The organism is Butyricicoccus sp. AM05-1, assembly GCF_003474415.1.
Lineage (GTDB): Bacteria > Bacillota > Clostridia > Oscillospirales > Butyricicoccaceae > Agathobaculum > Agathobaculum butyriciproducens.
The window spans coordinates 386,063-410,444 of sequence record NZ_QUDG01000001.1; the positions used below are offsets into that span (position 1 = coordinate 386,063).

The following is a 24,382-nucleotide window of genomic DNA, read 5'->3' on the forward strand; positions in this document are numbered from 1 at the left end:
CTCTGCGGGTGGTCTGATAGCAGACCACCCGCATTTTTATCCAAATCTAAAAACACTCAAAATAAAGGAGAACTGAATATGCTGAAGATCACTGCCATTGGCAACCTGACCCACGATGTGGAACTGAAGATGAACGAGAATACCGGCAAGCCCTACGCCATCCTGCGGATCGCCTCGGACCGCCGCTACAAGGATAAGGCCGGCAACCGTCTCACCGACTTTATCTCCATCAAGGTGCGCGGCCCTCTGGCCGAGCGCTGCGCTGAGTTTGCCTGGAAGGGCTGCAAGTTGGCGGCGTTCGGTGATTTCGAGACCATCACCTTTGAGAATGAGCCGGAGCGTCAGCCCGGTTTCCTCATCAAGGCCAGCGATGTGGAGTTCCTGTCTCCCCGCAAGGCGGAGGACGCGGCACAGGCTGTGGATGCTGAGACTGTCTGTGAGGATGCCGCCTGATGAAAAATACCGGGATCACATATACCAGTGCTGAACGCAGCCCTGTGATCCTGCCGGAGATGGCCGAGCTGCTCCCGCCTTTGAGCGCGGAGCAGTCTGCCGCTCTGGAAGAGGATCTGCTGCGAAACGGCTGTTACGCCCCCATCATCGTCAATGAGGACATGGTGATCATCGACGGGCACAACCGTCAGGCGCTGTGCGAAAAGCATGGTCTGCTCTATATGATGGCGGTGTTTTCCTTTGAGGATTTGCTGGAAGCCAAGCAGTGGGCGCTGGACACACAGAAAAATCGCAGAAATCTGGAAAAGTGGGAGCTGGGCAAGATCGCCCTGAAGCTGAAGCCGGAGATTGAGGCAAAAGCCAGGGCAAATATGGTAGCCGGTGGGCAGAATTATCGTCCGAAGGAAGGTTTGACAACATTGTCAAACCTTCCTTCAGTAGAAACTGCTGTCAATACTCGTAAAGAACTGGCGGATGCTGTTGGTATCGGTGAGGTCACGATGGGCAAGGTCATGCAGATCGATGAGAACGCCCCGGAGGTCATCAAGGAGGCTCTGGATAAGAAGAAACTGTCCATCAACAAGGGCTATGACCTGACCCGGCAGCTTCAGGACCTTCCGGAAGAGCAGCGGGAGCAGGCGGCCGCCGAAGCGCTGGAATACGAAAAAGCGAAAAAAGAACTGAAAAAGCAGGATGCCGAGATCGACCGGAAAGGAAAGATCGCGGCGCTTTTCTGCAAAGCGTATGAAAAAGCCGTCCTGCTGACGCCGTCCGAAGAAAATATCCGCTGCTGGACGGACGGGACGCGAATGACTCCGGAGGAAATGCGGGATACCGTGAAGGAATCCCGCGAGCTGGCGGAGGTGTTCCGGACGATTGCGGATATCATCGAGCAGAAGATCCTGCCCGCGGATTGGAGGTGTGCCGATGCAGAAAGCGAAGAAAACGATGCCCAGCCGGACGGGAATCCCGCCTGACGCGCAGGCGGAGATTTTGCAAAAGCTGTCCGCCGAGACGAAGATCACTTCCTGTGAGATCGCGGAGATCTTGAAAAAGCATGATGTCTGCGGAGATATGTATGCGCTCCAGGACGCCTACCGGAAACGGCTGGGACAGCGGCTCCTGTCCAGCATCCGGGACGAGAACGGCAAGCGGGAAATCCTCTCCACCAGCGGCGGCGAGTATGTCATCGTAGATTGCTGCAATGACCCACAGAAGTTGAAAGCCATTCAGCGCCGCATTCAGGCGCAGATGAATGGGCTGGATGTGTCTGCCGGGAAGGTGCATGGGCGCGTTCACTTTTTAGAGCGTTTTGCGGGCTGGGTAAGAAAGGAGCGGTCAGATGGAGCAGCATGAGGAAATGCTGTCCCCGGAGGAACAGTACGCGCAGCTTGCACCGACGCTGGACACAGACGGTTTCTCGCTGTATGCCGCCGCGGAAGAAGTCACCGGGCTCAAGGTCTGTGAGGAATTTCCCTATGAGGGTAACCGGGGAATGTTTGAGCTGGCAGCCGGACACACGCTGCTGCGGTATCTGGAAGCGGCATACTTTGGGACCGTTACCTGGGAGATCGTCCCCGGCACACCCTATGAGCGTGCTATTCTCGGTGAAGTGGACAAAACCACACCGGAGTATCGCGCGTTTTATCAGAAGATCTGCGCGGGTGCAGCAGCGCACATCAAAAAACGTATTGGGAAGGAGACACAGAATGTGAAGGAACCGATCTCAGAGATCAACAAAGAATCCTTCTGGGACCTGATCCATGAGGCAAAAAACGCCTGCGGGCAGGACATGGATGCCATGCTGGCCTATCTGAAAGACCGGCTGGTTTCTATGGGCCCCACGCAGGCGCAGAATTTTCACGACATCATCCACGCCTATGAAGATCTCGCGGACAAGTTCGGCTTGTGGGACGCGGCAGGGATCATGAAGGAATACGGCTGCAGCGATGATGGGTTTATCGACTTCCGCGCCTGGCTCATCGCACAGGGGCGCGAGGTCTATTTTGCCGCGCTGGCAGACCCGGACAGCCTTGCAGATGTCGTTCCCTACGGCGATTGCTGCTTTGAGCAGTTGAGCTATGTCGGGGACTATGCCTACGAGCAGCTCACTGGGAAAAGCGCCTATGATCAGACAGATTGGAGCGCATATGAAGCTCTTTTGATGAAGCTGGAACAAGATATCGTCTATAAGGACGGCATCGAGTTTCCCAGAGAGGGCGCGGATCTGAAGAAATATCTGCCCCGGCTCTGCGCGAAGCATCCGGAGTGGGACGGTCAAACGCGCTGGAATCTGCAGCTGAAGGAGATCCGGGATCTGATCCATGCCGGAAAGGACTATGACCGACGCCAGACATCAAATAAGAAGAAACGCAGCCGTGGAGGTGAGGCAAGATGAGCGAGTCCATGATTGTTGGTGTTGACCACGGCTATGCCGCTATGAAAACGGCCCATTTCTCGTTCCCCTCCGGTCTGGTGGCATATGAGCATGAGCCATATACGCTGAAGGACGTGCTGGAATACGGCGGAAAGTTCTATGTGGTAGGCAGCGGGCGGCAGGCGCTGCAGAAGAACAAAACGCGTACAGAGGATTATTACCTCCTCACGCTGGCCGCTATCGCAAAGGAGCTCTCCTTCCGTCATGCGGAGCCTGCGGCAGAGATCCATCTGGCGGCCGGACTGCCCCTCACCAGCTTTGGACGGGAGAAAAACGCATTCCGGGACTATCTGCTCCGAGATGGGAAAACGGTGAATTTCCGCTATGAAGGACAGGACTACTCCATCGTCATCCGTAAGGTGTCACTGTTCCCGCAGGGCTATGCCGCAGTCTTGACCCAGAGCATCCTGCTGGATGAGCCTTCTGTGATCGTGGCGGATATCGGTGGATGGACCGTGGATCTGATGCGCCTGGACAACCGTATTCCCAATGCATCGACCTGCCGCAGTCTGGAACTTGGCATGATCCGCTGTCTGGATGAGATCGGCGAGCAGATCCGCCGCACGCTGGGCCTGTCTATGACGGCGGCACAGATGGAAAGCGTGCTGCGCGGCGATGCTGTCCATATCAACGAGGATGCCAGAAAAATTATTGACCGGCAGGCAGACGCCTATGTCCATCGCCTGCTCTCCGCCATTACGGAGAGCGGACTGGATACCCGTGCCATGCCTGCTGTTTTTCTGGGCGGCGGCGCGGCGCTGCTGAAGCGGAATGTATCCGCTGCGGACGGCCTTTGCCGCCCAGTCATCCTTGACGATGTATCCCTCAACGCCAAAGGCTATGAGCGGCTGGCAGAGCGGCTCACAAAGAACGATGAGCAGTAACAAAAAGCGGATCAATCTGTCATTTTCCATGTCCTCACCCATCCAGCGCAGGGCGTGGAAGAAGCTGACGGAGATTCCCGCAGGACAGCGCACCGCCGCGGTCTGCCGCATGGTCTGTGAGTATAAGGGACAGCAGGAATTGCTGGATGCCGTTCGCCAGACCATCCGGCAGGAACTGCGGGGTGCGCAGCTTACCAAAGAAGAAGCGCAGGATAGCGGCAGCGCCGTGGATGTAGATGAAAGCGTCCTCGGCTTTTTGCTTGCCCTGCAGGAAGGAGATGAGATGACCTGATCCGATATTTTGATATGTTCGCCGGCATCGGCGGCTTCCGCACGGGATTGACCCGCGCGGGCGGTTTCCAGTGTGTAGGACACTGCGAGATCGACAAATATGCCAATGCCAGCTATGAGGCCATTTATGAGCCGGGAAAGGAGGAACGATATTATCCCGATGCCACAAAAATCGACCCCGCAGATCTGCCGGACTTCGACCTTCTGTGCGGAGGATTCCCTTGTCAGGCATTTTCAATCGCTGGCAGAAGAAGGGGCTTTGACGATACCCGCGGCACTCTCTTCTTTGAAATCGCCCGATTGGCTCAATCCAAACGACCTTCGTATCTTCTGCTCGAAAACGTTCCAGGACTGCTGTCGCATGACAAAGGCCGGACGTTTTCTGTCATCCTCGCCACGCTTAATGACCTGGGGTACCGCGTGGAATGGATGGTGCTTAACAGCAAACATTTTGGAGTCCCGCAATCCAGAAGGCGGCTGTTCCTTATCTGCTATCTTGATCCCCGATGCGCCGGAAAAATATTTCCTATCTTCGGCACAGGTGGAAAAGCTCTTATACAAGTCCTCGGAGGCTCGCAAGGCTCCCGTGTCTACGACGCAGACGGAATAGCCTGCACGCAGACTGCCGGCGCTGGAGGTGTGGGCGGCAAAACAGGATTGTATATCATTCCGCAGGACAGACCCTTTGTGGATCTATGTGCAGGGGAGGCGAGACAAACGGAGGCCGCCCGCTGTCTCACTGCCCGTTACGGTCAGACAACGCTGTCCAATCATAGAGCAGAGCGTTCCGGCGTTCTGCTCATCAAGGAAGCCACGAAAAAAGGCTATAAGGAGGCGAATCTCGGTGACAGCGTTGATCTCGGCTTTTCCGGGAGCAACACCCGCCGTGGTCGTGTGGGACAGGATATCGCACACACATTGGAGACGAGCTGTATCCAGGGCATCGTGGAACGTGGCGGACGCATCCGGCGTCTGATGCCGCGGGAGTGTCTGCGGCTCCAGGGCTTTGAGGAATGGCAGATCGACCGCATCCTCGCCATCCAGTCCGACGCACAGGCGTATAAGCAGGCAGGCAACAGCGTCACCGCCAATGTCATTGAAGCCATCGGACGCCGTATCCGGGAGGTGGATGCGGAACTGAAAGCCGGTGCTGCCGCATGATCGGGCTGAAGGACCAGTGCTTCGGCGTGGAAGTGGAAATGACCGGCATCACCCGTGAACAGGCGGCAACAGCGCTGGCCGCGTATTTTGCAACGGACGCCCGCTATGTGGGCGGCGCTTACGATAAATGGTGTGTGACGGATCAGGACGGCAAAGAGTGGACGGTCATGAGCGACTCCAGCATCCACGGGGAGCAGAAGATCGGCAGCGGCTATCGTGCAACGGGTGACTACAGATACCGTGTGGAGATGGTAACGCCAAAGCTCACCTATGCGGAACTGCCCAAGCTGCAGGAGTGTGTCCGGCAGGTACGCCACGCAGGAGCCAAGGCCAACAGCTCCTGCGGCATCCATGTCCATGTGGACGCAGCCAATCATAACAGGCAGAGTCTGAAAAATCTCATCGGCATTATGTACTCCAAGGAGGATATCCTGTTCAAAGCGCTGCAGGTCAATGAAAGCCGGGCGTCCCGCTGGTGTCAGAAGGTGCGGGAACCCATGCTGAAGCAGGCACGCAGGCTTTCGTCGGATGAGACAAGGGACCTGACGCAGCTGGAGAATATCTGGTACGAGGGGGATAACGGCAGCGCAGACCACTATAACTGGACCCGCTATTACGCGCTGAATCTGCATTCGGTCTTTTACCGGGGGACGGTGGAATGGCGCTGCTTCAATTCCACACTCCATGCGGGAAAAGTCGCCGCCTATGTGAATCTGTGCCTTGCCATCTCCGCCCAGGCTATTGCCCAGCGCAGCACGGTCATGCGCAAGACCCACAGCGACAATGAGCTGTTTACCTTCCGGGTCTGGCTGGTGCGGCTGGGACTCAACGGCGAGGAATTCAAGCATACCCGTGACCACCTGTTGGCAAATCTGGACGGTGATCGGGCGTGGCGTTTCGATAAGGACAGCTATGCAGTCAATCAAAAGAAGAAAAAATCCAGAGAAATGGAGAGGTGAAGCCTTTGAAGATTCAAATTGAAGATACCGTGTACGAAGGAACCGCAGCCGGGATCATGGAACAGCTTCGGGATCTCAGCTTTGATCCCACAGAGTTCCCGGATGTGGAGACCTACATCTGGTTTGTACAGAACAATGTCATGCGCACCACGGGAATGGACTGTCCGCTGCCGGATGGCGATGCGGAGACGCAGGCGGCAGCCCTGCTCCGTCATCTGGAACGCTTTGGCGCTCTGACGATGCCGGAGGTATGACGTGGAGGAAAACCTGTATTTTGCCTACGGCAGCAACCTTGATCTGGAGCAGATGGCGCAGCGCTGTCCGGATGCTGAGATCGTGGGACCGGTCAGGCTGGAAAACTACGAACTGCGCTTCCGCGGCAGCGGCTTTGCTACCGTTGCGCCGAAAAAAGGCAGTACTGTCCACGGACTGGTGTGGAAGCTCACGCCAAACTGTGAACAGTCTCTGGATCGGTATGAGGGGTATCCCCGCCATTACACGAAAGAAACCGTGACTGTTAAAGACGCGGCTGGCGCTGAGCTCCCAGTTATGGTCTATATCATGGCGGAGCCGTATTGCCGCCAGCCTGCACTGCCGTCCCCATATTATTACCGCGTGATCCAGCGGGGCTTTGAAGCCAACGGCCTGCCGGTGGACTCCCTTCGGGATGCGTGGAGCAGGACCATTGACGAGGTGTGGAGCGGCAGGATTGACAAGCCAAAGCGAGCGCCTGAGCGAAACAGAGGACCGGAGCGGTAACTCAGAGCAGCGCCGGCGTCTGTGCAAGAAAGAAGATCACCAGAATAGAGATCACAAAGGCCAAGATCCCAACGAGCAGGAAAACCTTTTTGCCGGGGCGGATTTTTGCCGCCTTGCTGATCAGCGCGGCCGCGGCGACGCATACCGCGGAAACCAGTAAAGCGACGCCAAGCATCTTCCACAGCCATGAAAGCTCCCAATACCATATCATCACAGCCGCCTCCTCATATTTTTGTTCATAAGCACAGTGTATCACAGGCGCGGTATCCGCGCAACAGACAGTCGGAGTGAAAAAAGAGGTGTTCATTTTCCACGGTCTGTGTTACAATATCCCCTGTTTGTGGAAGGGGTGCGGATATGTTTTACACGATGGAGGAAGCAGCTGTCCTCGGCGGATTTCTGGAACTGTATCTGGAACGGGATAGTGTTGACCCGGCGGTGCGGGAACGGCACCGGAAATTCCGGCAGGGACTGCTGGGCGGCGCACTGGAACGGACCGATTATGAATGGGCGGCTGCGGCGCTGGGATTCCTGCGTCCCCAATGGTGGTCAGAGCATGAAGATCATCGGGCGTTGGAGAATGCCCTGCTGAAGACCCGGACATTGGCATCCAAAAAAGAATAAGAATCACCATTTGCGGCAACGGCAGAGGAATCTGCTGCTGCCGCTTTTCTTTTGAAGAAGGAGGAACCCATATCAGCACAGAAAAAATGAAAGTCCTTGTGGTGCGCCCCATGGAAATGCCTGAAGTGCAGGAGATCGACCACACTCTTTCTGCCATGCAGGAGCTCGTAGGCGGCACCATTCAGGCAGTTTACCCCTTCGATGACCCGGTGGCGCTCATCGCAAATGACGAGGGCAAGCTGCTGGGCCTGCCGTGGAACCGCGCTCTGACCGATGATCACGGTGTGCCGTATGACATTGTCTGCGGCACATTTTTTGTTGCCGGTCTTAAAGAGGATGATTTTGCCTCGCTGACGGAGCAGCAGATCGAAAAGTACAAGGACAAATACAGCCATGAAATGATCCTTTCTGTTCCGAAACAGCCGGAGGCACATAAGAAACCGATGAAAAAGGAGAAACATGAATATGAAAGATAACTGCATTTTGACCGCCGAGTCAGTCACCGAGGGACATCCCGACAAGCTCTGTGACACCATCGCGGACGCGGTGGTGGATGCCTGTCTTACGCAGGATGTTGCTGCCCGCGTTGCCTGCGAGGTCATGGCCACAGCCGGAAAGATCATCGCCGCAGGCGAGATCACAGCAGCGAAGATTCCGGATATCCCTGCCATTATTTGCAGGACGGTGCGGGAAGCCGGATACGGCGGCAGTGACTATGAGGTGGAGGTCATCACCCATGAGCAGAGTCCTGACATTGCGGAAGCTGTGTGTGGCGGCACGGAGACCGGCGCAGGAGATCAGGGAATCCTGTACGGCTTTGCCTGCGATGAAACAAAGGAGCTGCTGCCCCTGCCTGTGGTGCTGGCCCATCGACTGACCCGCCTGTTGACCGATACCCGCAGGCAGGGCATCATCCCCGGCCTGCGTCCGGACGGCAAGGCGCAGGTGTCTGTGGAATACCGCTTTGGAGTTCCGTACCGCATTGCCGCAGTGGTGGTATCCTGCCAGCATGAGGAGGAGCTGCCCCTGCCGGAACTGCGCCGGGACATCCTGCGCCATGTGATCCGACCCGCCATGCAGGAACTTCCGCTGGACGAGCATACCGAAGTGCTGGTCAATCCCTCCGGTCGATTTGTCCAGGGCGGTTTTGAAGCGGACACCGGACTCACCGGACGCAAGCTGATGGTGGATACCTACGGCGGCCTCGTCCCTCATGGCGGCGGCGCGCTGTCCGGCAAGGATGGAACGAAGGTGGACCGCAGCGGCGCGTACATGGCCCGTTATATTGCCAAGAATATCGTGGCGGCGGGACTGGCAAAGCGCTGCACCATCAGCCTTGCCTATGCCATCGGTAAGGCACAGCCTGTAGCGGTGACGGTGGATACGGAGTATACCGGCATCTATTCCGATGATGTGCTGGAGCAGGCTGTCCGTACCGTATTCAACCTGACGCCGGACGGCATGATCGGAACGCTGGGACTGGATCAGTCCATGTTCCAAAAGTTCTGCAATTACGGACACTTCACCCATGCGGACGCGCCCTGGGAGCGCACGGACATGACAAAAGTGCTGGAATGTGCCTGCCGCGCCAAAGATATGGGGGCATCGGAGCGATGAAGCATATCGCGTCCTGCTCCTTCGGCAAAGACAGCCTTGCCACGATCCTGCTGGCGCTGGAGCACGGGGAACCGCTGGATGAAGCGGTTTACTGCGAGGTGATGTTCGATAAAAGGATCTCCGGCGAGGTGCCGGAGCATCGGGCATTCATCTATGAGACTGCGCTCCCCAGACTGGAACAGTTGGGGGTTCCTGTCCGTGTGCTGCGTTCGGATAAGACCTATCTGGACCTGTTTGCCGGAACAGTTACTCGCGGCCCGAAAAAAGGACTTCGGCGCGGATTCCCTCTGTGCGGGCATTGCTACGTTCAGCGGGACTGCAAGCTCCGTCCCATCCGCCGGTATAACAGGACTCTGACACCGGATACTGTGCAGTATGTGGGCATCGCCAGCGATGAGCCGGTGCGCTTGCGCCGCTTGCAGGGAGATCAGGTGTCCCTGCTGGAAAAATATCACTACACCGAAGAGGATGCAAAGCAGCTCTGCCAAACGGCAGGGCTGCTTTCACCTGTCTATGCGTTCACAGACCGTGGCGGCTGCTGGTTCTGCCCGAATGCCAAGCGGAAGGAACTGCGGCACCTTTATGACCACCATCCGGAGCTGTGGGCAAGAATGCTGGAGCTGCAGGCCATGCCGGGAAAGGTGTCCGAGAAATTCAACCGCACGGAGCGCTTTTCCGACATCGATGCGGCATTCCGAAAAGAAGATGCCCTGTGCCAAAAAGCGGCATAAAAAAGGAAAAGGAGATGAGAACCATCAGCAATCAGAAATATGAGATCACAGACATTGCCCATGAGGAATATCCGTTCCTGCACCGCATCCGTGCGCTGCGGGATATCTGCGGCGAGATCTGCGCAGGCGACATAGGTGGCTTCGTGGAAAGCGAAAGCAACCTGTCCGCGGAGCCGGGAGACTGCGCGTGGATCTTCGATGACGCCATTGCAGCGGGTGACGCCTATGTGGATCGGGACGCCTGTCTGCGGGGCGACGCCATTGCCTGTGGCAGCGCCTATGTTTCCAAAGGCAGCGTGATGAGCGGCCACAGCCGCGCCGAGGACAACGCCTATCTCCGCGGGGCCTCCATGACCGGAAAAGCGCTGGCTTCCGGAAACGCGCAGATCATTCACGATCCCCATACGATGGGGACTCCCATCCTGTCCGGCAACTGCAAGGTGTATGGCACGGTGCAGGGGGATATCCGCATCACCGGTTCTGCCGTGATCCTGCCCTGCGAGGAAGTCCGCAACGATACAAGGGATACCTTTGTCCTGAGCGGCAAGAGCCGGAGCGTGATCCGCGGCATCGGGCGTGAGACTTTGAAACCTCTGCAAAAAGAAGTAAGTCCCATGAAAACAAAAACGCCAAAGAAACGAGGTGTGGAGCGATGACCGTGTATGAGCAGGAATTGCGAAAGCTGTTTGAACACGGCGATCTCGTGGATCGGCCTCAATTCTCCGGGCGTGTGTGCGTGGGAGATCTCGGAAAGGACCTGCGTGTACGGGCGGAGTTTCTCTCTACCCATATCTCCAGCCAATATGACGCCATCCGCCTCACGGTGCTCAACCGCACGGAGGGCGTGGTGGACCGGACGCTGCTGCGCTTTCAGGATGTCTGGGGTAAAAAGCAGGTGCCGAACAATCCCAACTTCCGCAGCGGCGTCATTCCCCACCTGTGGGATGACTACGGAAAAGTGGAATGGTACGCCTATCATCCCACTGCCGCGGACTATGCCGCTCTGCGGGATGCCGTCGGACAGTATCTGTCCGCATTCCGGGAGCGCACGCCGGAGCTGGAACGGAGCGGCCCTAAGCTGGTCTATATCTGTGCTCCGCTGCGGGGCGATGTGACAAACAATGTGGAGTTTGCGCGGCAGAAAGCGCAGGAGGTGTTTGTGGAGGGAAATATCCCTATCTGTCCGCATCTGCTGTTCCCACCTGTCGCAGATCCCGACGATCCCGCCCAGGACGAAAAAGCCAGGGCGATGGGACTGCGCCTGCTGGAATCCTGCCAGCAGATGAATGTGTACGGTCCGGTCTGGACGGATGGGATGTGGCAGGAGATCTATAAAGCCGGCGAGCTGGGCATCCCCGTGTTGACGGATCAGAAGACCATTGGACGGACGCCGCCTGCAAGACGCCTCGGCAGAAAGGAGCGATAAATGCCGATTGAAAAGATCACCGCGGACGATCTGCGGGATATGGAGCATCAGGAAGGGCTTGTGCTGCAGGGCTGCGGCGGCGAGGCGCAGGAGTGGCTGGATGGCATCAATGACCTGCTGACGCAGGACGGCATCCTGCAGAATGGCAGCCGCTTTGAGACGGTCAAGGTTTTTCAGCACGATGGACTCAACAATCTGCTGTTCCCCTTCGAGAACATTCAGGTGGATATGGGAAAGCTGGCGATGTGGCGTTTGCAGACCCACGGCGCATTCGGCGGCACATGGCTGTCCGACTATGTTCCCAACAGACTGGGTGGATTTCGCTCCGCCCGGCAGGAGAAACCTCGTCCCCTCTGCCCTCTGCTGGGGCAGGACGGCAACATCTTTAATCTGATGGGTATTGCCGCCAGAGTTCTTCGGCAGAATGGCATGGCGACAGAAGCAAAGGAAATGCAGACCCGCATCATGGGCGGAGCGTGCCACAGCTACGAGGAAGCACTGGGAATCATCAGCGAATATGTGGAAACGGAGCTGTCTCCGCCCCGCGAAAATCGAACGAAAAAGAAGGAGAAGCATGAGTATGAGCGATAATCAGAAATGGAGCATCCTCCAGGGGGATGCCCTGAAGGTGCTGGGGACCTTTGCCCCCAACACCTTTGACGCTGTGATCACCGATCCGCCCTATGCGTCCGGTGGGCGCACCCAGGCGGAGAAAAACAAATCCACCGCCCGGAAGTATTCCAGTATGGGCGAGAACGCGCCGCCCCCTTTCGATGGGGACGCCAAGGACCAGCGCTCCTGGACCCGTTGGGCGGCGGAGTGGTTGTATGAAGCGCGAAAGGTATGCAAGAGCGGTGCGCCGGTATGTATGTTTATCGACTGGCGGCAGCTTCCCGCGGCGACAGACGCTCTCCAGTGGGCCGGTTGGATCTGGCGAGGCACCGCTGTCTGGGATAAGGGCAACAGCCGCCCGCAGAAGGGGCGCTTCCGCCAGCAGGCGGAATATATCGTCTGGGGCTCCAACGGCGATATGCCTATCAGCCGTCCGGTCCCGTGTCTGCCGGGGGTGTTCAAATACGGCAATCCCCAGAGTCGCATCCATCTGACGGAGAAGCCGCTGCAGCTGATGCGGGACATCGTGAAGATCACGGAACCGGGCGGGCATATTCTGGACCCCTTTGCTGGCAGCGGTACCACGGTGCTGGCGGCTGTGCAGGAGGGCTATACCGCCACCGGCATCGAAGTCACAGACACCTATGCGGAGCTGGCACGGGAACGTATCCGGGCCGAGCTGGAAAAGGCGGCATGATCTATTGGGCTGTCTGGCAACACTACTTGCTAAAACAGGGATAAGTCGGTATAATAAAAACAATAGAATGGTGTTACAAGCGAGGACGCAGGTATGAATGATCGAAACGCACAATATGATCCGGAAACGGGAAAGCCGCTGGACCAGTCCTATTTGGAATGTGGACTGCCGGAAGACCTCCACGAATCCATCCTGAGAATGGAGGAATCATGGAACATCATTGATAGCGGCAGGCAGGATAACCATTGGGATCTTTGCTGGTGTGACCTGAATGCGCTGATCAATTCCTATGAAGTAGAGCAGGTCATCTCATCAGAACAGGCATGGTATCTGAGAGAAAAATATCTCCGTATGGGAAAGGAGTGAGTATTGTGCTTGATTTTACAGCCTTACCCACCCGCAAAAAGTTTTATGCAGGAGCGAATGGCGCAAAGATCGCTGTCATTTACGACGGTGAACAGTATATGCTGAAATTCCCGGCACCCGCTCCTAAAAATAAAGAGTTGAGTTATGCCAATAGCTGCATTTCAGAATACATTGGCTGCCATATTTTCAACAGCGTTGGTATTGCCGCACAGGAAACGCTTTTGGGAATCTACAGAAAAAACGGTGCGGAAAAAATTGTTGTTGCCTGCAAGGATTTCACTTCACCAGGAATCGTGCTGCAGGACTTCGCATCTCTGAAAAATACGGTGATCAATTCCGGACACAGCGGCTATGGTACAGAACTGTCTGATATCACACAAGCTATGGAGGACCAGACAGCCTTTTCACCCGCGCTGCTGAAACAGCACTTCTGGGATATGTTTATCGTAGATGCCCTGATCGGCAACTGGGATCGGCATAATGGCAACTGGGGATTTCTGTATAATACCATGACGGATGAGATCCACTTGGCTCCTGTATATGACTGCGGCAGCAGCCTTTACCCACAGGCTGACGAAAGCATCATGCGAAATACACTGGAAAGCCAGAAGGAGCAGGATCTTCGGACCTTTTCTCTACCTCTCTCCGGCATAAAGATCAACGGACAGAGAATCAATTATTTTAACTTCATTTCGTCGTTGTCTTATCCGGATTGCAATGCGGCACTGAAGCGAATCCTTCCGAGAATCAACATGGAGCAAATATTTACGATCATTGACGAAACGCCATTTGCGTCTGATTTGCAAAAGCAGTTTTATAAGACCATGCTGCAGGTCAGAAAAGAGCGAATTCTTGATTTCTCAATGCGAAAATTGGAGAAACGGGAGCGTTTGGCGCACGATCATGATTTTGAACGGTAATAATGACAGGCAGGGTGTCATCAAGACACCCTGCCGTTTCTATTTTGGGTGTTACATTGACACCCTGTGCGGAAGGACCCTGCGAAACCGGATGTCTGGCGCTGCTGCCAGACATTTCTTTTTCTGGAAAAGGTGCGGACCGTGTCCGCCTGTATTGGGATCAATCTACCTCTCAAAAAGCGCCCCGCCGACGGCGGGGAACAGCCAACGCCGCCGATGGCGGCGCTGGCGCAAGCATCGCGCAAATGTACATTTGCACAGCTTGCCGAGGATACCCCGGTCCCCAATGCCGCCTGCTGGCGGAAAAACTTGCGGCTATACGCCGCAGGAAGGAGAAAAATGTGGATGAGAACAAGAAAGAACACCATCTGCACATCGTACTGACAACACAGCAGTATCAGCTGCTGTGCTGTCAGGCCAAAGAGTGCAGGCTGACAAAACGGGCATATCTTGCACGGCTTATTGGGGGACGACCGGTCAAAGCCCGCCCTACAAAAGAAATTAAAGAGCTCCGGACGGAAATACATCATATCGGCAACAACATCAACCAGATCGCCCGCAGCGTCAATGCAGGAATTGCGAAGCCGGAGGATGCCAAACGGGGACTCTATCTTCTGGATCAGGTATATGAGCTTATGTTCCGGATAGCGAATAAGTAATGGCTGTTACGAAAATCCTGCCCCGTAACGGCGGCTTAAAAGAAGCCATTGATTATGTTCTGAATGGTGACAAAACGGATGGGCATATTTTAACAGCACATTTTAATTGCGATCCAGGGAGAGAGTACCGCGAGATGATGAAAACAAAGCTGGAAACCGGACGATTGGATAAGCGTCAATGCTATCACATCATTCAATCGTTCAAGCCTGGTGAAATCACACCTGAACTGGCGTTGGAGATAGCCAAAGAATTTGTGCGGGAACACCTGGACGGGTTTGAGGCGGTCATCGGTACGCACGTGGATCGACACCATATCCATTCGCATATTGTATTTAATTCGGTGAATGCAGATACCGGCGAAAAGTATCACAGCACGCAGCAAAGCTACTACCAGCAGATCCGTGCCATTTCAGACCGGCTCTGCCGGGAGCATGGATTATCCGTCATCGTGCAGGGCGAGCCTGCCAGGTCGGTCAGCTACATTGAGTGGCTGCGCCAGTCCAGGGGGCAGCCCACCTTCCGCTCCATGCTGGAGGCGGATTTGCGGGATGCCATCCGGGACGCCAACGACCTCGGCCACTTCTTTCTGCTCATGGAGCATAAGGGGTATGAGATCCATCATGGCGGCAGGCTCGGTTTCCGCCTGCGGGGACAGGATCGTTTCCAGTACCCCGGCAGGCGAGATTCTCTGTTCACAGAGGACGGAATCCGTGCTGCCATCCAGGGCAACCTGGAACAGATCGAAGCGGGGCTGCGGCCTGTCTTGCCTGCGCGTCCAGCGTATCAGCCGTACCGGAAACATCCCAAGCACAGTGGCTTCCTTGCCCTCTATGTCCATTATCTCTATCTGCTGGGCAAGATCGAAAAGCGGCAGTACCCGCCCCGTATGACGCCGCATCTGCGGCAGGCGGTCATGCGCTTTGAGCGGTATCAGGCACAGTTCGCGTTCCTACGGGAAAATGACATCACAACGCCTGCTGACATGGCGGCATTCGAACAACGCACAGAGGAAACGCTGGGCAGATTGACAAAGCAGCGGACCCTCCTCAATGTGCGGAAGAAGAAACGCCAGCCGCTCTATGCGGCGCTGACAGACGCGGAGGCGCTGGAACCCAGCAGGGCGTTATACGAGGAAGGGTTCACCGGAATGGAAGAGGAATTCGAGCAGTATATGAAAGCCGTGAAGCTGCTGGAGGATAGCGGCATTCCGCAGGAGGTGCTGAAGAAAGAAAAGGCAGAAGTGTATGAGCAGCTCTCAGAGGTAAATCGGAAGATCCGGGCGGAGCGGGAAAAGTGGAAGCTCTGTCGGGAAATCTGCCAGCAGACGCCTGCAATGGAGCAGGACATCCAGAAAACAGAAGAACACCAGAAGGAGGTGCAGGAACATGAACATCGGAGGCGGTGAAGCGGCGGACCAGCTGGTACGCATGATGCTCTCCGGCAGCGAGGTCGCTGTCCGGCTGAGCGGCTCCGCCATTAAAAATATGCTGGCGCTCACTATGGCGTTGGCGAAAAACCACAAGACCATTTCCGGCAAAGTCAATCTGGCAAAGATGCTGAAGGAGACCCGCGATGTGCGGCGGTTCGCCATGTCTCCGGAGCAGTATCAGCAATTCAGGCAGCGGGCAGGAAAACAGAAGATCCTGTTCTCTGCCATCCGTGATTCGGATAACAAGGGAAAAGTCGTGGATGTGATCATGCCGGTAACGGAGATTGACCGCGCCAATATGATCTTTGAGCGCATCCGATATACCGGGCAGCCGGAGCAGGCGCGGCAGGATGCCCCCTCTAAGGAGCAGGAAGCCCGTGTGGGACAGGAGGCGCCGCAGCGCGAACAGCAACGCCCCCGGCAGGGGGAAACGCCTGTGACACCGCCTGTGGGCAAGCGGCAGGAGGTGGCGCCCAAAAAAGAATCTCGGTCGGGAACAGACTTGCCAGATACCAAAGGCAGATCGACCTCATCCAGCGGCAGGGAAACGGCTGCCGAGACGATGACGAGTGAGCGGCCTTCGGTTCTGGAACGGCTGAAAGGCTATCAGGCGCAGCTGGATACCCGGCAGAAGTCTGCCCCGGCCAAAGAAAAGGTCCATCAAAAAGTACGACCGGGCAGAACAAAGTAAGAAAGCCGTTTCGTCAGCGAGGCCGGCAGAGCATTCTACTCTGCCGGCCTCGTATTTTTTATGCAGGAGGTGATGCGGCTGAAAAAGACATCCCAAACAACGGATCTGGTACTTGCTCTGTTCCTCTATATCCCTGTGGTATGGGCGGCGCTGCTGATCGTCCAGTCCCTTGGCGGCGGTCTGCCGGAGCTGCTATCAAACTTAACTGCCGCGCTGGAACAACCCTTCCAGATCCAATGGACAGACAAGAGCCTGTTGTCCATTCTCGTCTGCACCGGCGCGTATCTCATGGGACTGTGTCTCTATGCTTCCGGACAGGGCAGGACACGGGACGGCGAGGAACACGGCTCCGCCGCATGGGGTTCGCCCCGGCAGCTCAACGCGCAGTTCCGGCAGAAGCAGAACAAGATCCTCACCCGCCATGTGCGGCTGGGGCTGGATACCCACAAGCACCGGCGCTCACTGAATGTGCTGGTCATTGGCGGCAGCGGCGCCGCTAAGACCCGCGGCTATGTCAAGCCTAACATTCTGGAAGCAAACAGCAACTATGTGATCACGGACCCGAAGATGGAGGTGCTGACCGCCACCGGAGGGTATCTGAAACGGCAGGGATACGACATCCGAGTGCTGAATCTGGTGGATCTGTCGCAGTCGGACGGCTATAACCCGTTCCGCTATCTGCGGGATGAGAAGGACGCGCTGAAGCTGGTCAACACGCTGATCCAGGCAACGACGCCCAAGGGCAGTCACGAGTCCGATCCGTTCTGGTCGAAGTCCGAGACAGCACTGCTGCAGGCTATCATCCTCATGCTGTTCCAGGAAGCGCCGGAATACGAGCAGAATTTTTCCATGGTGATGCGTGTGCTGGAATATGCCGAAGTGAAGGAGGACGATGATGAGTATGTCTCCCCACTGGATCTGCTGTTCCGGGCAATGGAGTATGAGAACCCGGAAAGCGTTGCCCTGCGGCAATATAAGGTTTTCAAGCAGGCGGCGGGCAAGACAGCGAAAAGCATTTTGGTGTCTGCCGCTGTGCGGCTGGCGCCCTTCAATCTGCCGCAGATCAAAGCTGTCACCGACCATGACGATATGGACCTGTACACGCTGGGAGAGCGAAAGTGCGCTCTGTATGCCGTGATCCCGGATAATGACACGACCTTTACTTTTTTAGTGAGTCTTCTGTACTCCCAGATTTTCCAGACCCTTTACTACTGCGCCGACCAGATCCACCATGGGGCACTGCCGTGTCACGTCCACTTTATCTTGGACGAAGCGCCATCGGTCAATCTGCCGGGGCTGCCGCGGGAGCTTGCGACCATGCGCTCTCGCAACATCTCCTGCAGCACCATCATCCAGAACATGGCGCAGATTAAGGAGCTGTATAAGGATTCCTGGGAAACCATCCCCGGCAACTCGGACACGCTGCTCTATCTGGGCGGCAACGAGGCAAGCACCCACAAGTACATTTCCGAGGCGTTGGGCAAGTCCACCATCGACACCAAGACCCACGGGCAGACCAAAGGGCGGTCCGGGTCTTACTCCACCAACTTCCAGATCAGTGGGCGGGATATGCCATAATTCATGGTGACGAGTTCAGTTGCCTTGAATAACAGATGAACAGGGACACGATCAACTGGATTCGGATAAAACGAAAACAGGAGGTCGCTATGGAGAAATTGAAAAAGCATATCCATGATGACAGTAACGGTCTGGACTATGTTCTGGTCGGAGACTACTATATTCCAGACTTACAGCTGCCGGAGGAAAGCCGCCCAATCGGACGGTGGGGACGGATGCACAGGGAATATCTGCAAGAGTATTGTCCCGACCGGTACAATGAATTGCTTCTGTCTGGAAAGCTGTGGACATATCTTGCCGATCTGGATGAGCAGGCACAGAACCGTCTGGATTGTATCATTGCCCAGATAAAAGAAACAGAGGGAGTCACGGAGGAATTGAAAGCAAAAGACCAGCTTGCATGGGTCGGTCACATGAACAGCATACGCCACCGGGCAGAGGAAGTCATTCGGTCTGAGATGATTTTCGTCTGAGAAGGTGGAAAAACTGAGGCCATTCACTTTTATAGTGGATGGCCTTTTTGCTACCTGCGCTTTTTCTTTTTTGGCATATAATACGGCTGTGACTTGGCTTTTCCCCGCATATTGTTTGGGTTTTTAAGCAGTTTGGACAGGCTCAGTATCCGCAGAAAAGCCGAAAAGTCCTCGGATGAAATTTTTTCAAAAGGAATCTGCATTTTATCACAGAACTCATGGATCATAGCTTCTGTGTCGGTTCCCATCTGTATGGCCTGTTCAAAATTCTCTTTGACCTCATCCAGTGTTGGCTGTGGGTCGGCTGTGGTCTTGTCTTTCAAATGGGCTTCCCGTATATCCCGGACAATGCTGTCCAGATCATCATGAAGGATATGGCTGTAAAAATCGTTCTCCTGTACCTGACCCAATTCCAGCGTCCGCATATACAGATCATTTTCTCCAGGTGCGTGTTCTTTAAGAATGGTCTGCCGGGTAGCTTCCAGAATCAGATTCATCTGGTTCACCCGCATATCAGCGATCTGGTCAATAAAGATTTCCATATCAACCATCAGCCGCAAAAAATTTGGATGAGTCGCCAGTTCACAAAGCAGGCGGTTGTTGATCTTTCCGCTGCTCAAAAGTTCCACCATAGCGTCACTCAGATGCAGAGCTTGAAGCTCCGTGTTTGGGTGATTTTTATTTTCTGACACGCCCATCAGATAATCAGTGGACACTCCGTAAAACTTTGCCAGTGTCGCAATCGCAAATGGGCTGATGTCTTTGTAGTCATCGCTCTCATATTTCCCCAGTGCCGACTTAGACAGGCCGGTCTGTTCTGCCAGCTGTTCCAGCGTCAGGTGCTTATCCACCACTCGCAGGTCTTTGAGCCGTTCCGGGATTGACAGTTTTGTGTACATCAAAGCACCTCCTTGCCATCGGTTTTTGTTTTTCATTATAGCACATTTCCGAGAGCGTGGAAATATGCGGTTTTCATGTGTTTTTCCTGCGTCTTGGACATACGGGAGCAGCCCTCTTTTTTCGGTAAACTGGTTCTTGTCAGGAGACATAGAACCTTGAAAAATGAATGACCGACTGCAAGGGGGACGACCTCCGGGGAAGTGACGCCACGATAAGAGCGCACCAAAGAGGACAATACGCTGGGAGAGAATCCGGGCAGGAATATTTTGCAGACAGACCGGCAGACAGAAAAATAAACGATGCGGAACATACCGCATCAAATGAATGGAGGTAGATCATTATGAAACTGAATATGAAGGAAAAGAAAATTCTTTACGCTTACGCCTGCCCCAGCCATCACAACACAGTGACAAGGCTGAAATGGCTGACAGCATTGACTGTTGACCCGGAGGCGAAAAGCCAGATGCTTCATCTTGCTCGTAAAATTGAGACAGAGACAGAGGAAAGGTGGTACGAAGCCTTTTACCATCATCTGCGTATGGAGATGGACGAATACCGCCGGATTAGACGCAGTCTGCGTGCGCTGAAAGCAAACACCGATTATGAGGAGGAACTGTATGAGGAAGCTGTCTAAATATGAAAAAGAAACCATCATCAACTGGAATGAGGGCGAGACGATTGCCAGTATCTACACCTTCAATGCCAGCTTGAAACGCAGACTGGAGGATTTCAGCCGGAAGTACCCTCTGCTGTGCCGCTTGGAACGCAGTACGCCGGAAGGTAGCGTGACCTATGTGATGGACAAGTCACGACTTTCGATCCGGCTGGTGCCGCCGTACAGCGAAGAACGGCTGGCAGCTGCAAGGGAGTGCGCAAAAGAGCATGGCTTTCAGGTCATACAGACAGAAGAAAAAATCGCTTAAAATGAGGGCGATTTACGAAAAAATATCGGGTCTGCACCCGCTGTTTTGATCGGCAATTTCCGCAGGCGTATTCTGTATCCACTTCTCGCCTATGGGCGTAAATGTACGGATACGGAGCCGGTGAAACTGGCAAAAACCGCTTCTGCGGTGAAGGCCAGCTTCGCCGGTGCGGGAGTACAGAGGGCAGCCAGCCCTTTGTGCCGGGGTGCAGGGGCGGCAGCGCACTGCTGGGGTCAAGGGGCAATGCCCATTGGCGGGTTGAGGGCAGCCAGCCTCATCGGGTCAAGGGTGAAACGCCTTGCCCAGGGAAAGTTGATGCCTGCGTCAACTTGTACTGGGTATTACCTGACGCAAAACTTCGCAGGTCTGGCGGCTTTGCCGCCCTCCCCAGCCCAGAACATCTTTGCAGGAAGGAGGAAAAATATTTGAAATTAACAAGACACAATGGACGATCTGGGAAGCATGGCACTTACAATCCCCGGCACAATGACCGTCGGTTCGATGTAGAAAATAGCGAACACATTGACGCTGAGCGTGCCAGACAAAATGTGTACTGGGACTGTTACCGGGGCTTTACCACCCACGACTTTCGGGAAAACTCAGAGCAGCCGGATTTCAGCTTTGAGGAAATTGAACAGATGTATTACTACGAGCATTATGCCGACCATGTCAATGCTCAGAACGCCCGGAACGAGAAAACCCGGCACATTGAGCGCAATCGCACTGTGGATGATCTTTTGAAAAATAACAAGACCTGTCCAGAAGAAAGCATCTACCAGATCGGCACTATGGAAGAATCCGTTCCGCCAGAGACTTTAGCGCTCATTGTCAGTGAATTTTATGAGGAATTTGAAAACCGTTTCGGTTCTCATATCCACATTTTAGACTGGGCGCTCCATCTGGATGAAGGAACTCCGCACATCCATGAGCGCCATGTATTTGACTGTGAAAATCGGTATGGAGAGCTGTGCCCCCAGCAGGAAAAGGCGTTGGAGGAACTGGGTATCCCTCTCCCTAAACCGGAACAGCCAAAAGGAAAGCACAATAACCGGAAACAGACTTTTGATGCAGTCTGTCGGATAATCTTATTTGACGTTGCCAAACGGCATGGGCTGCATCTGGAACAGGAGCCGTCTTATGGTGGGCGTGACTATTTGGAAAAGCAGGATTATATCCTGATGAAGCAGAAGGAGCAGCTGGCGACACAGGAGCAAAAGCTGGAGGAACTGACGCTAAAAATTGAGGATGTAGAAACCTTGCTGGAAGATGTTTCCGGTGCAGCCTATGACAAGGCGGTGGAGGTTGTGACCGACAAGGTTCGGGAACAAACCCAGCTTGAAGATATGGAAGTAATTGAGAAATATCGAAAGAGCGTGGTATCGCCCAATGCCAAAAATTCGCCAGAAGTTGTGAAGATAGCGAACACTCTGCTGAGTAGGGTGCGAGAAAAATTACAGCAGTCTGCTGAAAAAGTTCTCAAAAAGGTACAGGCGGTGCTGTTAAAACCGGAGGTCAAACAGGCTGGCAAAGAGCAGATCAAAAATAAAGCCAGAAAATCCATTAAGGAGAAGCTGGCACAAGGCAAACTGGACGCTGATCGGGAGAACCGGGTGCGCTGGGAGCGTGAAGGACGGATTGCTCCAACAAGAAAACAGGATATGGAATTGTGAGGCATCTGATTTTCTATGGAAACCGGATGCCTTTTGCATTGTTTGGAGGTGGAAGAAACGAATGTATTTGAAGCAGTAAAACAGTCTGTTACCACAAGGCAGGCTGCTTTGGTTTATGGAATTTCAGTAGGACGCAACGGGATGGCTTGTTGCCCGTTTCACGATGACAGGCATCCCAGCATGAAGGTGGACAGACGGTTCCATTGTTTTGCCTGTCAGGCAGATGGAGATGTGATTGATTTCACTTCCCGTCTTTTTGGACTAAGCAGTAAAGAAGCTGCCTTAAAGCTGGCAGAGGACTTCTCAATCAGCTTTGACCGCAAAGGCCACGATCCGCCACAAAAGAGAGTAATCAAAAGAAAAATCAGCGAGGAAATGCGATACCGGCAGGCAGAGCAGAAATGCTTTCGGGTGCTGTGCGACTACCTGCGTTTGCTGGAACGATGGAAAGAAGAATATGCGCCCAAACAACCGGAGGATGACTGGAATCCTTTGTTTGTGGAGGCTCTGCACAGGCAGCCATATATCGAATATCTGTTGGATCTTCTTCTGTCTGACAGCATAGAAGAACGAGCTTTTGTAGTTGCGGAGTATGGAAAAGAGGTGAGGAAAATTGAACAGCGAATATCAGAGTTTATCGCCAGCCACCCAGCAGGCTGTGATGAGCGCAGCCGAAGCCATAGCGCCGGAACAGAGCGTTGATAAGGTGCGGCAGAGCCTTTCTGTTACCGACAAGGGAAAAACAGCCAACACCATCGACAACTGCCGGATTGTGTTCTGCTGCGATCCACTCCTGCGGGATGCCATCCGGCTTAATCTCCTGACAGACCGGGTAGACATTGTACAGGACTTGGGCTGGCGCAGGAATACCAGCGCTCTGACGGATACTGATGTGAAATATCTTCTCCTCTATTTTGAGAGAAACTATGAGCTGACCAGTGAGAAAAAGATCACGGCTGCCCTTTCTATCGTAGCAAACGAAAATTGTTACCATCCAATTCAGGATGTGCTGAACAGTCTTGTCTGGGACGGTACACCACGCATCCGATCCTGTCTGCACCATTTTCTTGGTGCTGATGAAAGTGACTATGTGGAAGAAATGCTGAAACATTTCCTGCTGGGTGCTATACGCCGGGTATTCCGTCCCGGTTCCAAATATGAAGAAATGCTTTGTTTGGTGGGCGGTCAGGGTGCCGGGAAGTCCACATTCTTCCGACTGCTGGCGATCCGGGACGAATGGTTCTCTGATGACCTGAAGAAGTTGGATGACGACCGGGTATTCCAAAAGCTACAAGGTCACTGGATCATTGAGATGTCAGAGATGCTTGCCACCAGCAGCGCAAAGAGCATTGAAGAAATCCGTTCCTTTATTAGCCGACAGAAGGAAACCTACCGGACACCTTATGAATCTCAGCCTAAAGACCGGCTTCGGCAGTGCGTGTTCGGTGGTTCCTCGAATACCCTGGACTTTCTGCCGCTGGATCGAGCCGGGAACCGGCGCTTTCTCCCAATCATGATTTACCCGGAGAAGGCAGAGGTTCACATTTTGGAGGACGAGGACGCTTCCAGAGCGTATCTGTTGCAGGTATGGGCAGAAGCTATGAGCATTTACCACAGCGGCAAGTATTCCATGAAATTCAGCAAGTCCATCCAGCGTCAACTGGTGGAGGTGCAGAAAGACTTCATGCCGGAGGACACCGAAGCTGGACAGATACAGGGATTTCTGGAACACTACACCGGAAACATGGTCTGCTCAAAACAGCTGTTCAAGGAGGCGCTGGGACATACCTTTGATGAGCCGAAGCGGTGGCAGCTCCACAATATCAATGAGATCATGAACACGGTCGTGACCGGTTGGAAGCCTTTTTCCAATCCCCGGATGTTTGCCGGATATGGCAGACAAAAGGGCTGGGAACGGGACACTTCCGGCAACGAACTACCCAGCAACGAAGGTGGATTTGTAGAACTGAGTGAAGAAGAATGCCGTCAGCTGGAACTTCCGCAGGAGTGGATCGCCTGACAAGGACGGTCTGTTGCCGGGATAGTTGCCAGTTGGTTGCCGGGTTCGTTGCTGATAAATTTATGGTTTTGATATGGAAAAAGCCCGTAAATAAAGGATTT

General features: G+C 54.5%; 32 protein-coding genes. 30 read left to right on the forward strand and 2 right to left on the reverse strand.

The genetic code is table 11. From position 1 onward, the window contains the following. Positions 1–78: 78 nt before the first annotated feature. Genes DW088_RS02250 through DW088_RS02295 form a run of 10 tightly spaced genes read left to right on the forward strand, consistent with a single transcriptional unit; the run spans position 79 to position 6,944 of the window. A complete protein-coding gene (locus DW088_RS02250; protein WP_118359238.1) occupies positions 79–453 on the forward strand; it encodes a single-stranded DNA-binding protein in 375 nt (124 codons plus the stop codon). Further along, positions 453–1,430, forward strand: coding sequence for a hypothetical protein (locus tag DW088_RS02255; RefSeq protein WP_243029738.1), 978 nt, complete (start codon positions 453–455; stop codon positions 1,428–1,430). Before DW088_RS02250 ends, DW088_RS02255 begins: the two co-directional genes overlap by 1 nt. Then, entirely contained in the window at positions 1,381–1,809 is a 429-nt protein-coding gene (locus DW088_RS02260) for a synapsin-1 (Synapsin I) (RefSeq protein WP_118359240.1), read from the forward strand. The genes DW088_RS02255 and DW088_RS02260 overlap by 50 nt, the downstream gene beginning before the upstream one ends. Then, entirely contained in the window at positions 1,796–2,851 is a 1,056-nt protein-coding gene (locus tag DW088_RS02265; protein ID WP_243029740.1) for a DUF4240 domain-containing protein, read from the forward strand. Before DW088_RS02260 ends, DW088_RS02265 begins: the two co-directional genes overlap by 14 nt. Further along, on the forward strand, positions 2,848–3,774 hold the full coding sequence (locus tag DW088_RS02270) for a ParM/StbA family protein (RefSeq protein WP_118359242.1): 927 nt from the start codon (positions 2,848–2,850) through the stop codon (positions 3,772–3,774). The genes DW088_RS02265 and DW088_RS02270 overlap by 4 nt, the downstream gene beginning before the upstream one ends. Continuing rightward, a complete protein-coding gene (locus DW088_RS16175) occupies positions 3,764–4,066 on the forward strand; it encodes a hypothetical protein (RefSeq protein WP_243029742.1) in 303 nt (100 codons plus the stop codon). The genes DW088_RS02270 and DW088_RS16175 overlap by 11 nt, the downstream gene beginning before the upstream one ends. A 14-nt stretch (positions 4,067–4,080) precedes the next feature. Beyond that, positions 4,081–5,226, forward strand: a complete 1,146-nt coding sequence (gene dcm, locus DW088_RS02280; RefSeq protein WP_118359244.1) for a DNA (cytosine-5-)-methyltransferase — start codon at positions 4,081–4,083, stop codon at positions 5,224–5,226. Beyond that, positions 5,223–6,185 carry an amidoligase family protein gene (locus DW088_RS02285; protein ID WP_118359246.1) on the forward strand — a complete coding sequence of 321 codons (963 nt, stop codon included), beginning with the start codon at positions 5,223–5,225 and terminating at the stop codon, positions 6,183–6,185. The genes dcm and DW088_RS02285 overlap by 4 nt, the downstream gene beginning before the upstream one ends. A 5-nt stretch (positions 6,186–6,190) precedes the next feature. Then, positions 6,191–6,439: a hypothetical protein gene (locus DW088_RS02290; RefSeq protein ID WP_118359248.1), complete on the forward strand. Its 249-nt coding sequence runs from the start codon at positions 6,191–6,193 to the stop codon at positions 6,437–6,439. A gap of 1 nt (position 6,440) precedes the next feature. Next, positions 6,441–6,944, forward strand: coding sequence for a gamma-glutamylcyclotransferase family protein (locus tag DW088_RS02295; protein WP_118359250.1), 504 nt, complete (start codon positions 6,441–6,443; stop codon positions 6,942–6,944). Position 6,945: 1 nt separating this feature from the next. Here the strand turns inward: DW088_RS02295 and DW088_RS02300 are convergent, their stop codons facing one another. After that, positions 6,946–7,155 (reverse strand): hypothetical protein, encoded by a 210-nt coding sequence (locus DW088_RS02300; RefSeq protein WP_118359252.1) that lies wholly within the window; start codon positions 7,153–7,155, stop codon positions 6,946–6,948. Between the two features lie 146 nt (positions 7,156–7,301). Between DW088_RS02300 and DW088_RS02305 the strand changes: the two genes are divergently transcribed. From DW088_RS02305 to DW088_RS02375, 15 genes are all read left to right on the forward strand, one after another. Then, a complete protein-coding gene (locus DW088_RS02305) occupies positions 7,302–7,568 on the forward strand; it encodes a hypothetical protein (RefSeq protein ID WP_118359254.1) in 267 nt (88 codons plus the stop codon). Between the two features lie 110 nt (positions 7,569–7,678). Then, entirely contained in the window at positions 7,679–8,044 is a 366-nt protein-coding gene (locus tag DW088_RS02310) for a DUF3846 domain-containing protein (protein WP_243029744.1), read from the forward strand. Then, positions 8,034–9,185: a methionine adenosyltransferase gene (gene metK / locus DW088_RS02315; RefSeq protein WP_118359258.1), complete on the forward strand. Its 1,152-nt coding sequence runs from the start codon at positions 8,034–8,036 to the stop codon at positions 9,183–9,185. The genes DW088_RS02310 and metK overlap by 11 nt, the downstream gene beginning before the upstream one ends. After that, on the forward strand, positions 9,182–9,916 hold the full coding sequence (locus DW088_RS02320) for a phosphoadenosine phosphosulfate reductase (protein ID WP_118359260.1): 735 nt from the start codon (positions 9,182–9,184) through the stop codon (positions 9,914–9,916). Before metK ends, DW088_RS02320 begins: the two co-directional genes overlap by 4 nt. A gap of 14 nt (positions 9,917–9,930) precedes the next feature. Then, positions 9,931–10,572, forward strand: coding sequence for a hypothetical protein (locus DW088_RS02325; RefSeq protein ID WP_118359660.1), 642 nt, complete (start codon positions 9,931–9,933; stop codon positions 10,570–10,572). Continuing rightward, positions 10,569–11,342: a DUF7768 domain-containing protein gene (locus DW088_RS02330; protein ID WP_118359262.1), complete on the forward strand. Its 774-nt coding sequence runs from the start codon at positions 10,569–10,571 to the stop codon at positions 11,340–11,342. The genes DW088_RS02325 and DW088_RS02330 overlap by 4 nt, the downstream gene beginning before the upstream one ends. Then, positions 11,343–11,933, forward strand: a complete 591-nt coding sequence (locus DW088_RS02335) for a hypothetical protein (RefSeq protein ID WP_118359264.1) — start codon at positions 11,343–11,345, stop codon at positions 11,931–11,933. After that, entirely contained in the window at positions 11,923–12,651 is a 729-nt protein-coding gene (locus tag DW088_RS02340; protein ID WP_024723025.1) for a DNA-methyltransferase, read from the forward strand. The genes DW088_RS02335 and DW088_RS02340 overlap by 11 nt, the downstream gene beginning before the upstream one ends. Before the next feature lie 93 nt (positions 12,652–12,744). Continuing rightward, the gene (locus tag DW088_RS02345) at positions 12,745–13,017 is read left to right on the forward strand and encodes a hypothetical protein (RefSeq protein WP_118359266.1); all 273 of its coding nucleotides are present in this window, start codon (positions 12,745–12,747) and stop codon (positions 13,015–13,017) included. A gap of 5 nt (positions 13,018–13,022) precedes the next feature. Continuing rightward, on the forward strand, positions 13,023–13,937 hold the full coding sequence (locus tag DW088_RS02350) for a HipA domain-containing protein (protein ID WP_118359268.1): 915 nt from the start codon (positions 13,023–13,025) through the stop codon (positions 13,935–13,937). A 341-nt stretch (positions 13,938–14,278) separates the two neighbouring features. Further along, positions 14,279–14,596, forward strand: a complete 318-nt coding sequence (locus tag DW088_RS02355) for a plasmid mobilization protein (RefSeq protein ID WP_118359270.1) — start codon at positions 14,279–14,281, stop codon at positions 14,594–14,596. Continuing rightward, entirely contained in the window at positions 14,596–16,002 is a 1,407-nt protein-coding gene (locus tag DW088_RS02360; protein WP_118359272.1) for a relaxase/mobilization nuclease domain-containing protein, read from the forward strand. The genes DW088_RS02355 and DW088_RS02360 overlap by 1 nt, the downstream gene beginning before the upstream one ends. After that, complete coding sequence (locus tag DW088_RS02365; protein ID WP_118359274.1) at positions 15,983–16,717, forward strand: DUF3801 domain-containing protein; 735 nt, start codon at positions 15,983–15,985, stop codon at positions 16,715–16,717. Before DW088_RS02360 ends, DW088_RS02365 begins: the two co-directional genes overlap by 20 nt. A 72-nt stretch (positions 16,718–16,789) precedes the next feature. Continuing rightward, on the forward strand, positions 16,790–18,295 hold the full coding sequence (locus DW088_RS02370) for a VirD4-like conjugal transfer protein, CD1115 family (protein WP_243029746.1): 1,506 nt from the start codon (positions 16,790–16,792) through the stop codon (positions 18,293–18,295). Between the two features lie 89 nt (positions 18,296–18,384). Then, entirely contained in the window at positions 18,385–18,768 is a 384-nt protein-coding gene (locus tag DW088_RS02375; RefSeq protein ID WP_002593334.1) for a TnpV protein, read from the forward strand. Between the two features lie 50 nt (positions 18,769–18,818). On the opposite strand, the gene DW088_RS02380 is transcribed toward DW088_RS02375, so the two are convergent. Further along, positions 18,819–19,667, reverse strand: coding sequence for a helix-turn-helix domain-containing protein (locus DW088_RS02380; protein ID WP_002594259.1), 849 nt, complete (start codon positions 19,665–19,667; stop codon positions 18,819–18,821). Between the two features lie 341 nt (positions 19,668–20,008). Between DW088_RS02380 and DW088_RS02385 the strand changes: the two genes are divergently transcribed. The 5 genes from DW088_RS02385 (at position 20,009) to DW088_RS02410 (ending at position 24,281) form a co-directional block, all read left to right on the forward strand. Further along, positions 20,009–20,302, forward strand: a complete 294-nt coding sequence (locus DW088_RS02385; RefSeq protein ID WP_002594258.1) for a hypothetical protein — start codon at positions 20,009–20,011, stop codon at positions 20,300–20,302. Continuing rightward, the gene (locus tag DW088_RS02390) at positions 20,286–20,591 is read left to right on the forward strand and encodes a hypothetical protein (RefSeq protein WP_002594257.1); all 306 of its coding nucleotides are present in this window, start codon (positions 20,286–20,288) and stop codon (positions 20,589–20,591) included. The genes DW088_RS02385 and DW088_RS02390 overlap by 17 nt, the downstream gene beginning before the upstream one ends. Before the next feature lie 101 nt (positions 20,592–20,692). Then, positions 20,693–22,261 carry a serine/arginine repetitive matrix protein 2 gene (locus DW088_RS02400; RefSeq protein ID WP_442861163.1) on the forward strand — a complete coding sequence of 523 codons (1,569 nt, stop codon included), beginning with the start codon at positions 20,693–20,695 and terminating at the stop codon, positions 22,259–22,261. 15 nt (positions 22,262–22,276) lie between these two features. Continuing rightward, on the forward strand, positions 22,277–22,963 hold the full coding sequence (locus DW088_RS02405; RefSeq protein ID WP_004612786.1) for a CHC2 zinc finger domain-containing protein: 687 nt from the start codon (positions 22,277–22,279) through the stop codon (positions 22,961–22,963). Then, on the forward strand, positions 22,923–24,281 hold the full coding sequence (locus DW088_RS02410; RefSeq protein ID WP_118359278.1) for a virulence-associated E family protein: 1,359 nt from the start codon (positions 22,923–22,925) through the stop codon (positions 24,279–24,281). Before DW088_RS02405 ends, DW088_RS02410 begins: the two co-directional genes overlap by 41 nt. Positions 24,282–24,382 lie beyond the last annotated feature (101 nt).

Excerpts from the sequence above, each read along its gene's own strand:
- DW088_RS02250 (WP_118359238.1), top strand. The coding sequence starts at position 79 with ATGCTGAAGATCACTGCCATTGGCAACCTGACCCACGATGTGGAACTG.
- DW088_RS02255 (WP_243029738.1), top strand. The coding sequence starts at position 453 with ATGAAAAATACCGGGATCACATATACCAGTGCTGAACGCAGCCCTGTG.
- DW088_RS02260 (WP_118359240.1), top strand. The coding sequence starts at position 1,381 with ATGCAGAAAGCGAAGAAAACGATGCCCAGCCGGACGGGAATCCCGCCT.
- DW088_RS02265 (WP_243029740.1), top strand. The coding sequence starts at position 1,796 with ATGGAGCAGCATGAGGAAATGCTGTCCCCGGAGGAACAGTACGCGCAG.
- DW088_RS02270 (WP_118359242.1), top strand. The coding sequence starts at position 2,848 with ATGAGCGAGTCCATGATTGTTGGTGTTGACCACGGCTATGCCGCTATG.
- DW088_RS16175 (WP_243029742.1), top strand. The coding sequence starts at position 3,764 with ATGAGCAGTAACAAAAAGCGGATCAATCTGTCATTTTCCATGTCCTCA.
- dcm (WP_118359244.1), top strand. The coding sequence starts at position 4,081 with ATGTTCGCCGGCATCGGCGGCTTCCGCACGGGATTGACCCGCGCGGGC.
- DW088_RS02285 (WP_118359246.1), top strand. The coding sequence starts at position 5,223 with ATGATCGGGCTGAAGGACCAGTGCTTCGGCGTGGAAGTGGAAATGACC.
- DW088_RS02300 (WP_118359252.1), bottom strand. The coding sequence starts at position 7,155 with ATGATATGGTATTGGGAGCTTTCATGGCTGTGGAAGATGCTTGGCGTC.
- DW088_RS02305 (WP_118359254.1), top strand. The coding sequence starts at position 7,302 with ATGTTTTACACGATGGAGGAAGCAGCTGTCCTCGGCGGATTTCTGGAA.
- DW088_RS02310 (WP_243029744.1), top strand. The coding sequence starts at position 7,679 with ATGGAAATGCCTGAAGTGCAGGAGATCGACCACACTCTTTCTGCCATG.
- metK (WP_118359258.1), top strand. The coding sequence starts at position 8,034 with ATGAAAGATAACTGCATTTTGACCGCCGAGTCAGTCACCGAGGGACAT.
- DW088_RS02320 (WP_118359260.1), top strand. The coding sequence starts at position 9,182 with ATGAAGCATATCGCGTCCTGCTCCTTCGGCAAAGACAGCCTTGCCACG.
- DW088_RS02325 (WP_118359660.1), top strand. The coding sequence starts at position 9,931 with ATGAGAACCATCAGCAATCAGAAATATGAGATCACAGACATTGCCCAT.
- DW088_RS02330 (WP_118359262.1), top strand. The coding sequence starts at position 10,569 with ATGACCGTGTATGAGCAGGAATTGCGAAAGCTGTTTGAACACGGCGAT.
- DW088_RS02335 (WP_118359264.1), top strand. The coding sequence starts at position 11,343 with ATGCCGATTGAAAAGATCACCGCGGACGATCTGCGGGATATGGAGCAT.
- DW088_RS02340 (WP_024723025.1), top strand. The coding sequence starts at position 11,923 with ATGAGCGATAATCAGAAATGGAGCATCCTCCAGGGGGATGCCCTGAAG.
- DW088_RS02345 (WP_118359266.1), top strand. The coding sequence starts at position 12,745 with ATGAATGATCGAAACGCACAATATGATCCGGAAACGGGAAAGCCGCTG.
- DW088_RS02360 (WP_118359272.1), top strand. The coding sequence starts at position 14,596 with ATGGCTGTTACGAAAATCCTGCCCCGTAACGGCGGCTTAAAAGAAGCC.
- DW088_RS02365 (WP_118359274.1), top strand. The coding sequence starts at position 15,983 with ATGAACATCGGAGGCGGTGAAGCGGCGGACCAGCTGGTACGCATGATG.
- DW088_RS02370 (WP_243029746.1), top strand. The coding sequence starts at position 16,790 with ATGCGGCTGAAAAAGACATCCCAAACAACGGATCTGGTACTTGCTCTG.
- DW088_RS02375 (WP_002593334.1), top strand. The coding sequence starts at position 18,385 with ATGGAGAAATTGAAAAAGCATATCCATGATGACAGTAACGGTCTGGAC.
- DW088_RS02380 (WP_002594259.1), bottom strand. The coding sequence starts at position 19,667 with ATGTACACAAAACTGTCAATCCCGGAACGGCTCAAAGACCTGCGAGTG.
- DW088_RS02385 (WP_002594258.1), top strand. The coding sequence starts at position 20,009 with ATGAAACTGAATATGAAGGAAAAGAAAATTCTTTACGCTTACGCCTGC.
- DW088_RS02390 (WP_002594257.1), top strand. The coding sequence starts at position 20,286 with ATGAGGAAGCTGTCTAAATATGAAAAAGAAACCATCATCAACTGGAAT.
- DW088_RS02400 (WP_442861163.1), top strand. The coding sequence starts at position 20,693 with ATGTACGGATACGGAGCCGGTGAAACTGGCAAAAACCGCTTCTGCGGT.
- DW088_RS02405 (WP_004612786.1), top strand. The coding sequence starts at position 22,277 with ATGGAAACCGGATGCCTTTTGCATTGTTTGGAGGTGGAAGAAACGAAT.
- DW088_RS02410 (WP_118359278.1), top strand. The coding sequence starts at position 22,923 with ATGAGCGCAGCCGAAGCCATAGCGCCGGAACAGAGCGTTGATAAGGTG.